A 13,325-nucleotide genomic window follows, 5' to 3' on the forward strand; every position below is an offset into this window, starting at 1 on the left:
GGCTCATAACAATGAACGACCGCGCGAAATCCGGTTTGACGAGAGCGGCATTAACGATCATGGTCGCCTTGTGCCTGCTCGGCACGCTCTTTCCGACGGGGGTTTCCGCCCAGATCCCTTATCGGACGATGTACAAAGATCCGCAAACCTGGCAGCAATACCGGATTCAGCCGCTCTACGTTCCGGACAGAATCATCGACGGAAACAGCATGGACATCCCGCTCTCCTCGCCTAGCGATATATTCATCGCCGGGAACGATCATGTCTATGTGGCGGATACGGGCAACGATCGAATCGTCGAATTAAATGCGGCGGGCGAGTTTGTGCGCAGCATCGGCATAGAAGAGGGGCAAGGGAAGCTGAACCAGCCGGAAGGGGTGTTCGTCGCCGATGACGGGACGATCTACGTGGCGAATTCCGGCGGCCGGAACATCGTTAAATTCGCCGCAAACGGTCAAGTGGAGAACGTATTCGGGAAGCCGGAGTCGAACCTGCTGTATGACGATTATCATTTCATCCCGACGAAGCTGGTCGTCGACAGCCGCGGCGTCATGTACATCATCGTCAAGGATACGCATCAAGGGTTGATGCGCCTGAACCCCGAGGGCAAGTTCACCGGGTTTTTCGGCGCGAACAAGACGAAGCTGGACTGGATGGACCGGTTGAAGCGGACCGTGCTGAACAAGGAGCAGCTGGCCAAAGAGATCGCGAAGCGACCGAACGCGATCGAGAATGTCACGCTGACGCAAGACGGCTTTCTCGTCACGGCCAGCTTCGGTAAACCTGGCGAAGAGCAAATTAAGAAGCTGAATGCCGGAGGGGTCAATGCATTCAAAGGCAAACCTATTAACGAGCTCCAACTTGTCGACATGGCGGTAGACCGTCACGGCTTCCTGTACGGGATCAACCGGGAAGGGGGGGATATGACGATCTATGATCCGACGGCGGATTCGATGTTCTACTTCGGCGCAGGGGAAAAAACGGCCCGACAGCTCGGCGTCACCAGCTTCCCGACCAGTATCGCCATTAACGGCAAGAATGAATTATGGCTCGCGGACAGCGGCTTGAATCTGATTCACGTCTATAAACGAACCGCTTTCGGCGAAACGTTCCTGACCGCCGCCCATTTCTATTTCGAGGGCGAATACGAGGAGAGCAAATCGAATTGGGAAGCGTTGATCCGCGAGAATGGCATGCTGAACATTTCTTATAACGGACTGGGCAAAATCGCGCTTCACGAGCAGGATTACGACAAGGCATTGGCCTATTTCAAAATGTCTAACGATTCGGAAGGATATTCCGAGGCGTTCTGGAATATCCGGTACGATTGGATACGGAAGAATCTTCTGGTTGCGCTTCTTCTTGCTGCCGCTGCGGTATGGGGGGCCGTATTCCTGTCTCGTAGAACAGCGGCATTCGCCCGCAGCCGGACATGGCCGGCGCAGCTGCGGCAGTATGGGGGCGAGCTTAGAGATGCGCTCTATTTGATCGTTCATCCTTACGAAGGTTTTTACCGGCTGAAGGACCGGAAGATATCGTGGACCGTCATTGTGCTGATACTGGCGCTCGCGCTGGGGACCCGCATTTTCTCCCTGTTCGGGCAAGGATTTCTCGCCTTTCCGTTCGATCGGGGCGCCCTCAATATTAAGTTCTCGCTGGGCGTGCTGATCGTGCCGTGGCTGACCTGGGTCATCGCGAATTACTTGGTCAGCTCGGTCAAAGGCGGCGAGGGCCGGTTTCGGGAAGTGGTTCAATCGAGCACCTTCGCCATCGTTCCCTACATCATGATGACGATTCCGATCACCCTCCTGTCGAACGTACTCGTTAACGAGGAATGGATCGTGATCGAGCTGATGACGAATGTGATGTGGGTCTGGGTATTCCTGCTTCTGTTCGTGATGACCCAGGTGATTCATAACTTCGACTTCCTTGAGGCGATCAAGAATGCCGGCATTACCTTATTTACGATCGGGGTCATCTGGTTGTTTGTCGTCATCGTTTCCGGGCTCGGCGTGAACTTGTACGACTTCTTGACGCAGATTTACCGGGAGGTGACCTTCAATGGTTAAACGATTATGGCCCGCGAGCCTTAAATTACGCGCCGCTTATCTGCTCGTTCTCGCGATCGTCATCAGCGCCGCAGCCATTATCGCCGCCAAGTGGGATTCGCTGCCCCGGCTGGAAGATATGAACATCGGATCTCCTCCAGATGCGATGCTGCCGGTCATTCAAGGGGTTGCCTGGAAACCGCCGGCCGCCGATGCCGACGGCTTCGCCCTCGTGACGGAGAACGAACGGTTCGCTCTTCTGCTCGATCCGCGGACAAGTCAAATCGCCGTCCGGAATAAACAAAACGGCTTTTTGTGGCGCAGCAATCCGGAAAGCGGCAAGCTGGGCGAAGAAACAGTTAAAGGGATGCTTCTGGACAATCTTCAGTCGCCCTATGTGCTGGAATACGTATCGGGTACCGAAACGAAGCGGAGCGTAACGAACACGCGCGATCCGAAGCTGAAGATCGCCTATGTTCAAATGACGAACGGCATTCAAGCGACCTATGCGCACACCGGGCTGGAATTGTCTTTCGCGATTCAATATACGTTGACGGAGCACGGGCTCGAGGCGGCGATTCCGAGTGAAGGGATCCAGGAGACGGGCGGCTATAAAATATTCGCGATCAGCCTCCTGCCGTTCTTCGGCGCAGTGTCCGGAGTAGAGGAGGAGGGCTATCTGTTCGTCCCGGACGGCCCCGGCGGGCTAATCCGGTATGACCGTAAACGGCCGTCGGGCCGATACGGTTATGAGTTTCCGATTTACGGCATCGATCCCGCGAACTTGAAAAATCGCGATCAAAAAACGCAGAGGGAGCCGATTAGCTATCCCGTGTTCGGATTGAAGCGCGGAGATCAAGCGTTTGCGGCTATCGTCAAAGAGGGGAAATATGCGGCGTCTGTCAAGGCGCTGCCGGCCGGCATGGTCTCGACCTACCATTCGCTTAGCGCCAACTTCAGCTACCGTGAAGAGTACGGCAGGAAGGTCAGCGGCGTTACGGATAAAGTCGTGAATACGGTCCAGAAGGAACGGATCCGGCAAGACCGCCGAGTCGAATACCGCTTGTTATCCGGCAGCGATGCGAATTATTCCGGCATGGCAGCCGCCTACCGCAGCTATTTGGAGGATAACGGGGAGCTGGCCCGCAAACTGTCGGCGGCCGACCGCATGCCGCTGCAGCTGTCGCTTATCGCCGGCGGCACAAAGCCCCGGTTCGGCGGGTACAGCTATGAGCCCGCGACGACCTTCGGGCAGGCGGAGCAAATCGTGGAAGAACTGAAGAGCGGCGGTGTCGCGAACTTGAGAGTGACGTACCAGGGCTGGCAGAATAGCGGCTATGCGGAAACGGATAAACGGTTTCCGATTGCGGCGGCAATTGGCGGTAACGATGGTGCGAAAAGGTTCGTCGATCGCATGCATGAGCAGGGAGTGAAGGTGCTGTTCGAGGATTACATGGCCTGGAAGAATCCGAAGCACTCCGCGTTCTCCGTCAAATCCGACGGCATTCGGAGCATCGATTCGACCGTATTGCAGGAACGGGAAGCGGAAATGGAGACGAACGCCCTGACAGGTGGCGGAATCGGACGCTTCATCGTCAATCCGGTCAAGGCGATCCGGGCCCAGAAGGAGACGATCGATACGCTAAAGGCGATCGGGGCGGACGGCATCCACTATGTCGAAGGACCTGGAAACCTCGTATACGCCGACTACAATCCGAGGGCTCCGCTTTCCAGGCAGGACACCGCGTTCTATTATACGTCCCTGATGGATTATACCCGCAGCCAGCTGGGCTCCGTAGGCGTCTATCGCGGCAACGACTATTCGCTGGGTCATGCCGATTTCATCGAAGAGCTGCCGACGGAATCGAGCTACGATTTTATTATCGATGAGACGGTTCCGTTCTACCCGATGGTCGTGCATGGCGCGGTCGAATATACCGCGACGGCGGCCAATCTGCGAAGCGATTATGATAGCGGCCTGCTCAAAGCGATCGAATACGGCGCCATCCCGTATTTCAAGCTGACCTATTCGCCGAGCCGCACGCTGAAAGAGACGGATTACGACTACATCTACAGCAGCGAATACGCGATTTGGAAGGACCGGATTCTGGATGAATACAGCCGGTTTAATAAACTGGCCGCCGTTTATAATCAACGGATGATCCATCACGAGAAAACGGCGGACGGCATTTTCGTCACCACCTACGAAGACGGTACGAGAGTGACCGTGAACTACAAGACAATAAGCTTTGACGTAGCGGGAGGGGGAGCGCAATGAAGACGGTAACGGAACGGCGCAAAGGATACTTCCTTTTTCGCTGGAAGGAATACGGCGTCGGCTATCTGTTCATGCTGCCATGGATGATCGGCTTCTCCGCTTTCGTCGCTTTTCCGGTCGGCTGGTCGCTCTACAACAGCTTCAATAAAGTGATCATCAACAGCGACGGATTCGCTTATGAGTGGGTCGGTCTGGGCAATTACAAACGGATGCTGATTCAGGATAACACCTATCCGATCATACTCATTTCTCTGTTTCAAGAAATGCTGATCATGATTCCGCTCATTCTCATCTTCGCGTTCATCGTATCGCTGATGCTGAATCAACGGTTTCCCGGCCGCGGTTTTATGCGCGCGATCTTCTTCCTGCCGGTTATATTCGCAACGGGCCAAGTGCTGATGGAGCTGTTCAATCAAGGCGCGGGCAAACTGCCTTTTGTCGATCAGTACGATATGGCGGCGCTGGTCAATCAATTTTTCAATGAGCGGACGGCGAACATGATTTTGAATGTGCTCGGCAAGGCGGTCATTATTTTATGGTACTCCGGCGTGCAAATTCTGATCTTCATCGCGGGCTTTCAGACGATTCCGAAAACGATCTATGAAGCGGTTCGCGTCGACGGCGCAACCCCTTGGGAAAGCTTCTGGAAAATTACGTTTCCGGCCATGCTGCCCTTCATCGGTTTGAACGCCGTGTTCACGATCGTCGATTTGTTCACGTTCCCGTTCAATCCGGTGCTGGAGATCGTGCAGCGAAACATGTTTTCTCCCAACACCGGCTATGGCTATGCGAGCGCAATGGCGTGGCTCTACTTCGCGCTCGTTATGCTGCTCATCGGCATAACGTTATGGATTACCTACAGGGCGACCAAAGGAAGGAGGGAACTGCGGTGAAACTATCGGAGACGTACCGGCAGATTAAGATCGAAGCGGAGCGTACGGTTTCCAGCCGCCGGGCGCAGCAGCTGAAGAAACTGGCGCTGGGCCAAAATTTCAATGACGGTTGGATTGCCAAAGCGATTCTGCTGGGGCTGCTGTCCGTTATCGCATTTTTGTATGTTAAGCCGATTTTGTACATGATTTCCACCGGTTTGAAGAGCGTCGAGGATCTTATCGATCCGGTCGTCGGTCTCATTCCGAGGGAATTGCATTTCAGTAATTACGCGGATGCTCTGAGGGGGCTTCACTATTGGGAGGCGTTCGCCAACACGCTGACGATCGCGCTGTTCGGCTCGCTGCTGCAGGTGTTTTCCTGTGCCCTTACCGGTTATGCGCTGGCACGCTTGAAGTTTCCCGGAAAGAACCTCTTTTTCTTCCTCATTCTCGTAACGTTCCTGATTCCGCCGCAAATCACGATCGTTCCGCTCTATATGGTGTTCAATAAATTGGGCTGGTTGAACACGCCGTTCGTGTTTCTCATTCCGGCACTGCTCGGTCAAGGGATGCGCGGCGCGCTGTTTATTATTATTTTCCGGCAATTTTTCCTCTCACAGCCGAAATCGCTTGAGGAAGCGGCCAAGATAGACGGGGCTTCTCTCTTCCGGTTGTTTTTCCGCATTATGCTGCCGCTTGCGGGCGCGGCATGTCTCGTCGTTTTTCTGTTCTCGTTCATCTGGTACTGGAATATGCACTTCGAAGCGTCCATGTTCTTGAGCAAGGATTTTACGCCGTTATCGCTGCGGCTTAGTGCGCTGGAGACGGAATTGATGGGCAATAAGGCGATCAACTACAGCGCCGATGTCGGCAAGGATCCCGTCTCGGAAGGGCCGAAGATGGCAGCCGCCTTCCTCATTATTTTGCCGCCGCTCATCGTCTATTTCATTGCGCAGCGGTGGTTCACGGAAGGTATCGAAAGGACGGGATTGGTGGAATAGAACGCAGTTGTCGGCAAGTCCTGGAAGGGCTGAAGGTGGCGGATAACTCTCATATTCTATTGCCGCCTTGACGGCGAATCCGCTCCTGTAGCGACACCCGTGTCACTACAGGAGCTATCGCTGCGCTGGGCGCCACGGCAGTGACGCCTGTGTCACCGCAGTGTGCAAAGGATACGTAAGGGAGGGCAACTGGTTAACGGAGATGGATGTGGAGGTGGATGAGTAGGGCTGCGCAAAGCATCCTAAATTCATATATAAAAAATTGTTTCTTGTATACGATAAAACATATTGATTTTCAACTGACGCATGTTAATATATAGGTGTAAAAAACATCCAGTATTTACAATCCTATCTTAAGTTGCGAAAGGGGGTGGATCATATGACAGCAGGACGGGTTTCTGTATCGATACCAGACAGCGGATTGCCGTAGACAAGCAGCTGACGAGCCGATTAATGGAAACGCTTTCAATAGGATCAGGGAAGAAGCATGCCGCGAGAGCGCCGCTTTTGCGGACGTGCTTGTCCGGCAAAACGCAAATCATGAATAAATAATAGTGGGAGTGAGTCAAGAATGCGAAAACGGCTAATGATGGGCATCATCATGCTTTGTGCGCTGCTGATGGTCGTTTCACCCGTAATGGCGAATACGGCTACCCGCGCAACCGACGCATCGCCTCGGCAGGATGAGTTGGCCGGACAAATCAGCGAGCTCGATTCGCTGATCGGTACCGCCGGTGAGCCGCAGATGAAGCAATATCTCGAAGACGTGCGCATTCAAGCGAATGCGCTGCCCGGTTCTTCCGCGGCAACGTCCAAGGATGGCTTAGTTACGATGAAAGCCGTGAAATACGCGTTGAAGCTGGCGAAGGATGCCAGGAAAGGCAGCAGCGAAGGCCTATGGGCGGGCTCGCCGTTCGTCGTGTACGACGTTCCGGCGCTCAGTCCGATCAAGCGGCTGCCAGACATGCTTCCGGATGACGGCACGATTAGCGACCGGTTATCGATCATTTCGGCGCAGGATGAATATGAAGCGGCATCGTTCGTACTCGCTCCATTGCGCGACGTAGGCGCCGTTACGTTCACCCCGAGCGAGCTGCAGGGCGAAGGAGGCGTGATTCCCGCCAGTGCCGTGGATATGCATGTCGTCAAGACGTGGTATCAAGGCGGTACGGCATGGCAGAGCTACTTCGGCGATCCGTCCCAGAACGTGCTGGTGCCTGAGCTGCTGCTCCATGATGAAAATCTTGTTCTCGTCGATCACGAGCGGAAAGGGAACTCGCTGCGCGTCGACTATCCGGAAGGATCACGGTATGTGGACATCTCCAACATTCCGGCAACGAAATTCGATCGCTTCGCCGAACCGGTCGAGGACAGCAAGACACTGCTTCCGGTCGCGCTGAAGCAGGGAGAATCCAAGCAAATGTGGCTGACGCTGAAGGTGCCCCCCGGAACGCCGGCCGGTTTCTATACCGGAACGATCGCCATAACAGCGGATGGCGTGCCGGCCGGTCAAATCACGCTGAAGATTCGCGTACTGCCGTTCGAGCTTCCCGATCCGAAAACGTACTATGATCTGGATAAAGACTTCTACGTGATGCTGTACCACGGCAGCCGATTGAAGGAGTATTTGGCGGCGGCCAAAGGCGATACCGCATTTGTCGAAGCGAAGCTGCTGAACGAATACCGCAATCTGGTCGAACATAACGTTCTCAACCTTCCGGGACCTCTATTATATTCAAACAGGGACAAGGCAACATTCCTCCGGCAGCTTGAACTCATGCAGCAAGCCGGGCTAGACTTGGACCCGCTCTTCGGCGTGAAGCAAACGTATCCCGATTACAGCATTTTTGTCCAATATTCCAACTATTTGAATGCGAAAAAAGCTTACGAAGCAAATCCGACCGAAGAAAATAAACAAAAGATGGATAATTTCTACAAGGCATGGCGCAAAGGGGTTGAAGATTTCCTGCCGACCCTTGACGAAGCCTATAACGTAGCCACCAGCTTCCTCGGTCATTCGAATATCTATTTCGACGGCTGGGATGAAGCCGGATGGTCGATGCTCCAGTTCGAGCAGGAAATTTGGAAATATGTCCAAGAGAAACTGGGAGCCAAAGTCTTCGCAACAGGGAACGGCTCGCATCTGGATCTGGAAGTGAAAGAAAATTTCCTGAACTGGGCCGGAGAGCCGACGCGCGAGAAAGCCGCTCAATGGCATGCGTTCGGCGACGATAAGATCATCACGAACTACGCGCTGCCTCATACGGGACCGGAGAATCCGGATCTGATCCGCCAGCGGCACGGGATGTGGGTGTACAAAGCCAACTTTGATGCGACCTATAACTATATCTTCTACGAGAATCCGAACAACATCTGGAACGACAATCCGTCGGTGGGCTTCCCTTACCGCGCCTTCAACCTGGTCTACCCGACCAAAACGGATTTGATCGACACGATTGCTTGGGAAGGCTACCGCGAAGGCATCGACGATATCCGCTATGCGACAAAGCTGAAACAGGTCGCAGCCGACGCGATTGCCTCGGGCGTGCAAGAACGCGTTGAGGGCGCGAACGCTGCCTTGAATTGGCTGGAAGCGGTCGATGAGCGCTCGACTAATCAAGATTTGCTGCGGCTGGAAATGATTCGCCATATTGTGCGCTTGCTTGACCTGGCGCAATGAACAAAGCTCCACAAAACAAAGTTAATGCTTCCGAAGCCAGTTTTGCTGCGAAGAACCTCAGAAAGTATAGCTCCACAAAACTTTTAAGGAGGGGTAACCGTGTTGAACAAAAACAGACGGTTGGCGGTACTGCTGCTGTCGCTGGCCATTACCGCTTGTGGCTTGACCCAGGCACAGGCTGCCGATTCGGCGAATCCGGCGGATACCGCTAATCCCGCCAGCGCCGCAAGTTCAATCAATGCCGAGAATAAAAAGGTCTATGAAATCAAGTGGGCGGAGGAAGATTTATCAACGCCGATGAGCTGGGTGGAAAGCCCCTACTTCAACAATCCGCTCTACAAGGAAACCCGGTTCGAAAATTATAACGACAATGCGCCGATTCCGCCGGGCGGCCCGCGCGAAACTTCCTTCTACATGGTGTACCGCGCGGACGGACTGTATATGTTCCTCCAATCGAACGAGCCGGAAACCGATCCGAACGGCAATCTGAAAGAAAGCTGGCTGGAGATGTTTGTCGTGACCGGCGAGGGCGATTTGCCCTACCACCAGATGATCGTACCGACATCCGGCAATGCGGTCGAATATTACGAGTGGCAGACGGAATATCGGGACAACCGGCCGTTGAAAGGCAGCGTGAAAATCAATTCCGGGCAAATACCGGGCGGATGGGGCACCGTGGTAATCATTCCATGGGAAAATGTCTACGACGCGCTGCCGCTGAACGGCGGGAATTGGCAGTTCAACGTGATCAGGTGGTCGCCTTCCGACGGGCAAACTTGGGGTGGACAAGTGCATCAGCCGGGAAGATTCAATCTGCTTCATTTCCAGGCGCCGACCGCGGAGCAGCGCATGGCGATCCAGAAGTATGTACTGACATATGCCTGGAGCAAATTCCAGACGACGTCCGATGAATTGACGGCGGCCTGGTTCAATAACGACAATAAAGAAGATAAAGATTTCTTCAATGGCCTCGTTCGGCCGATGCTGGTCGAGGGCAAAGTGAAGGGAAATCAAATGCATAAGCTGGATCGGATGAATCCGGCGGAAACCGATGAGCTGTTCCAAACCGTACCGGAATGGATGGAGCTCCGCTACAATGTGGACGATCAACGGCAGCAGTTTTTGAAAAACGCGCTTTTCGGAATGTAAAGGACTAGAGGGAGCTGCCAGAATGACTGGCAGCTTCTTTACTACTGAACAGTTCTAATGGGCAATCGGCAAAAAGATTCATAATCTATAATCTTCTGTTTCAATATCCCCGATTTGCTACACTAACAGAACATAGTGGAAGGGAGCAGGTTGCAGCGGCAATCTGCTTTTCAATTGAAGTAACGAAAACAGTTTGTGGAACTTTTTGGGGCTAAAATTCGTCATTATGGTAAAAGTGGTGGGAATTAATTAATGAAAATTACCTTAAAAATTCTATAGCTTGCGGGTTATATCTGTTTTATGAGGGCTATAGCACACATATATTCAGTGCAAGAAGTCCAGACGGCACTACTAAAAATGGAAAGAAGGCTGACAACATGGGAATGCGTGGATATTACTTTGCTGTGAATGACAACCTGGTGCAGCAAATCGCAGCAGGCGACATTGCATTGAAGAGTTTGAAAATTGACGATTATCCCGGACTGGACATTGATAGATCCTGGGAGGCGATTCACTTCTTGCTTTGTGGAGATATTTCCGATGGAGAGCCCCCTCTTGGCTATGTTGTTCCACTGACGTCAGACAAAGGCATCGATTTTGGCTCGTTCGGGGCGTTTTCCTTACGCGCCGAGCAAGTTGCAGAAGCGCTTCAGGCTATGTCTGAGCTAGATGAATCGCAGCTCCGCTTACGGTATGATTTCACGGCCATGGTCAAGGACGAGATATATCCTCTTGAGCATGACACTGTTTCAGACGAGGATGAGGACGTGTTCTTTGCCTACATGCTTCAGCATTTTAACGAAATCCGACGTTTCTACAGCCAAACTGCAGCCGGGGGCAAAGGTCTCATCTTCTATATTTTCTGATTCCAATAATTTGAATCATCGCAAGCGGCAATAAAAAAATCATTACATAGGCTCATGGGATTCCTCACCTAACTTCATATTGTTGGACATAAGAAACGACCCTGAGCTTAGCTAAAGTTCGGGGTCGTGAAACTTTTATATATTTGGAGGCTTCATAAATGTCTTGAATGGATTTGGAAAGCACCGCGTCGAACTCATCATCTGTTTACCGCGGCTCAATGATCGGAACCAGTCTCATCTCCACGATTTGCTTCCCGATGGCAAACTGCTGCTCAACGACTTTTTGCAATGAAGGTGTTAACCATTAGAAACGGAAAGAGGTGGGAAATTATGAGAAGATTTTTCTTAATAGCTGGATCAACTTTCTTATTATCCGGAACCTTACTATTTGGTATAGTACATTTGTCAATTGCAAACTATGTTCTGTATCTCTGTCAAGAAAGTGGACACAGTTTTTAAGCGATCTGGAGTTGCTCATAGTACCTTTTCTCGGACTGATGCGGGGTCAGGTAGTGAATGGACGAATGGATCCGGATACGGTTGTACTCGAGTTCAATGTACTCGTAAATCGCATCGTATGCTTGCTTGCGGGTCTTGAAGGTGGTTTGGTAGATGAGTTCTTTCTTAAGGACACTGTGAAAGGCCTCGATGCAGGCGTTATCGTAACAATTTCCTTTTCGACTCATGCTTCCAATCATCTCATTCGCCGCCAGTCGCTCGCAGTATTCCGTCGAGGCATACTGTGAACCTCGGTCCGAGTGGTGGATTAACCCTTTCGGCGGCTTTCGATGTAAGACAGCCTTGTCAAAGGCGTCTAGCACCAGCTCCTTGGTCATGCGTTCGCCAAGCGACCAGCCCACGATCTTGCGAGAGTAAAGATCCATAATACTCGCTAGATATACCCAGCCTTGCCGCGTGGCAATGTAGGTGATGTCGGCTACCCAAACTCGATTGGGTGCATCCGGTTTAAACGCACGATTCAGCACGTTTTCAAACACCGCCATGTTGTGCTTCGAGTTCGTTGTTGCTTTTTGCTTCTTCACTGTAATCGAGCGAAGTCCCATGTCCTTCATGTAACGACTCACCGTTTTGGTGGAGACTGTCCAGCCTTCTTCGCGCAGCTTTTCAGCGATCTTATCGCTCCCATAACGTTGCTTGAAGCCATCGAAGTGGTGCCTGATGCGTTTCTTCAGCTTCTGACGGCGTTTCTCCTGCTCGCTTGGTTTTCGCGTGACCCACTTGTAATAACCGCTTCGGGATACATTCATGACACTGCACATCTTCTCAACACGAAACTGGAAGCGGTGTTTATGAATAAATGAGTAAATCAGTCTCGGTTTTTCGTGAAGAAGTGCATCGCCTTTTTTAGGATTTCATTCTCTTCTTGCAACTCGCGATTCATTTGTTCAAGTTTATTCAAACGCTCGTAGTCGACGAATAACTGGGACTTCTCCCCAGTATCGGCAAACTTCTTTCTCCAGGCGCGGATGGTACTTACCGGGATATCCAGCTCCTTTGAAACTTCAGACGGGGATTTCCCTGTTTCTTGCATGTGCTTTACGGTTTGACGTTTGAACTCATCATCAAAATGTTGGCGAATATCTCCCATGACACACCTCGACCCTTATTGTTAGTTTTATTGTAACAGGTCGCTACTACGGTGTGTCCACTTTCTAGTCTAGCTGCAGTTCCACAGATGACGGGATGGAGCGATCCTCCTGGAAAATTCTCATTGTCTTTGGATGCAACGATGCTAAGAGTACCCTATATAATAAGCATTGTATTCATGGCTATTGGTGTTTTATTGTTTGCGGTTGCTTTCTATAGGGAGTTACCGAATAAGAATTTAGAAGCACATAGAACGACTACATCAATAACTTAACAATTGGTGAAAGAACGTTGCGCAAACGGATACGATAGTGGGGAGCTTGCCGAGCGGCAAGCTCTACTTCGTTCTTTAAAGTAAACGGGCAGGAGACTACAAGTACATTTGAGGAGAAGCAACTTCTTTTGGCACAAATTGTTGCGAAGCTATTTTCCGCCCCGCCTATACTTGAATTCAAGAGGAGGGACTGAGATGGAGTGGCTGGAGCGATATGAAATGAATTATAGAATCGTTGATAAAGGCCGGTTTTATAATATGGGTGCCGGAGGCAGGATTCCTTTGATTTACAATGGTCCGAACCCGCATACCGCCGATGTTTGGAGAAAGATTTGATGTATTGCTGGTTGAGGCTTCCGCGTGGGCTGTGTTTACAACGATCGAAAAACGAGCAAATGAAACCCAGGATACATGGGCTCGAATTTATTCGGAATGGTTTCCTACATCCGGATATGAAATGACTGACGGGCCGGAAATACTATGGTATGAAAGTTATGATTTTAGCAAGTAAATGTTTGGACTTCTCCTGGTAAGCTGCGGCGATCCGAA

9 protein-coding genes and 1 pseudogene are annotated in these 13,325 nt (G+C 51.8%); 9 read left to right on the forward strand and 1 reads right to left on the reverse strand.

Annotated elements, in window-relative coordinates; genetic code table 11:
- Positions 1-11: 11 nt before the first annotated feature.
- The 7 genes from L1F29_RS17700 to L1F29_RS17730 all read left to right on the forward strand — a co-directional run bounded on the left by L1F29_RS17700 (position 12) and on the right by L1F29_RS17730 (position 10,894).
- Positions 12-2,069 (forward strand): YIP1 family protein, encoded by a 2,058-nt coding sequence (locus L1F29_RS17700; RefSeq protein WP_258383390.1) that lies wholly within the window; start codon positions 12-14, stop codon positions 2,067-2,069.
- Entirely contained in the window at positions 2,062-4,326 is a 2,265-nt protein-coding gene (locus tag L1F29_RS17705; RefSeq protein ID WP_258383391.1) for a DUF5696 domain-containing protein, read from the forward strand. The genes L1F29_RS17700 and L1F29_RS17705 overlap by 8 nt, the downstream gene beginning before the upstream one ends.
- Positions 4,323-5,219 carry a carbohydrate ABC transporter permease gene (locus L1F29_RS17710; protein ID WP_258383392.1) on the forward strand — a complete coding sequence of 299 codons (897 nt, stop codon included), beginning with the start codon at positions 4,323-4,325 and terminating at the stop codon, positions 5,217-5,219. Before L1F29_RS17705 ends, L1F29_RS17710 begins: the two co-directional genes overlap by 4 nt.
- Positions 5,216-6,199, forward strand: a complete 984-nt coding sequence (locus L1F29_RS17715) for a carbohydrate ABC transporter permease (RefSeq protein ID WP_258383393.1) — start codon at positions 5,216-5,218, stop codon at positions 6,197-6,199. Before L1F29_RS17710 ends, L1F29_RS17715 begins: the two co-directional genes overlap by 4 nt.
- A gap of 571 nt (positions 6,200-6,770) precedes the next feature.
- Positions 6,771-8,879 (forward strand): hypothetical protein, encoded by a 2,109-nt coding sequence (locus L1F29_RS17720; RefSeq protein ID WP_258383394.1) that lies wholly within the window; start codon positions 6,771-6,773, stop codon positions 8,877-8,879.
- A gap of 99 nt (positions 8,880-8,978) precedes the next feature.
- The gene (locus L1F29_RS17725; protein ID WP_258383395.1) at positions 8,979-10,028 is read left to right on the forward strand and encodes a hypothetical protein; all 1,050 of its coding nucleotides are present in this window, start codon (positions 8,979-8,981) and stop codon (positions 10,026-10,028) included.
- A gap of 377 nt (positions 10,029-10,405) precedes the next feature.
- The gene (locus L1F29_RS17730) at positions 10,406-10,894 is read left to right on the forward strand and encodes a YfbM family protein (protein WP_258383396.1); all 489 of its coding nucleotides are present in this window, start codon (positions 10,406-10,408) and stop codon (positions 10,892-10,894) included.
- Between the two features lie 455 nt (positions 10,895-11,349).
- On the opposite strand, the pseudogene L1F29_RS17735 reads toward L1F29_RS17730, so the two are convergent.
- Positions 11,350-12,503, reverse strand: a pseudogene (locus tag L1F29_RS17735) (IS3 family transposase).
- Between the two features lie 468 nt (positions 12,504-12,971).
- On the opposite strand from L1F29_RS17735, the gene L1F29_RS17745 reads away from it, so the two are divergent.
- On the forward strand, positions 12,972-13,112 hold the full coding sequence (locus tag L1F29_RS17745) for a hypothetical protein (protein ID WP_258383398.1): 141 nt from the start codon (positions 12,972-12,974) through the stop codon (positions 13,110-13,112).
- A complete protein-coding gene (locus L1F29_RS34435; RefSeq protein ID WP_373876548.1) occupies positions 13,093-13,287 on the forward strand; it encodes a GyrI-like domain-containing protein in 195 nt (64 codons plus the stop codon). The genes L1F29_RS17745 and L1F29_RS34435 overlap by 20 nt, the downstream gene beginning before the upstream one ends.
- Positions 13,288-13,325 lie beyond the last annotated feature (38 nt).

This window comes from Paenibacillus spongiae (assembly GCF_024734895.1).
Classification (GTDB): Bacteria; Bacillota; Bacilli; order Paenibacillales; family Paenibacillaceae; genus Paenibacillus_Z; species Paenibacillus_Z spongiae.

Excerpts from the sequence above, each read along its gene's own strand:
- L1F29_RS17700 (WP_258383390.1), top strand. The coding sequence starts at position 12 with ATGAACGACCGCGCGAAATCCGGTTTGACGAGAGCGGCATTAACGATC.
- L1F29_RS17730 (WP_258383396.1), top strand. The coding sequence starts at position 10,406 with ATGGGAATGCGTGGATATTACTTTGCTGTGAATGACAACCTGGTGCAG.
- L1F29_RS17745 (WP_258383398.1), top strand. The coding sequence starts at position 12,972 with ATGGAGTGGCTGGAGCGATATGAAATGAATTATAGAATCGTTGATAAA.
- L1F29_RS17705 (WP_258383391.1), top strand. The coding sequence starts at position 2,062 with ATGGTTAAACGATTATGGCCCGCGAGCCTTAAATTACGCGCCGCTTAT.
- L1F29_RS34435 (WP_373876548.1), top strand. The coding sequence starts at position 13,093 with ATGTTTGGAGAAAGATTTGATGTATTGCTGGTTGAGGCTTCCGCGTGG.
- L1F29_RS17710 (WP_258383392.1), top strand. The coding sequence starts at position 4,323 with ATGAAGACGGTAACGGAACGGCGCAAAGGATACTTCCTTTTTCGCTGG.
- L1F29_RS17720 (WP_258383394.1), top strand. The coding sequence starts at position 6,771 with ATGCGAAAACGGCTAATGATGGGCATCATCATGCTTTGTGCGCTGCTG.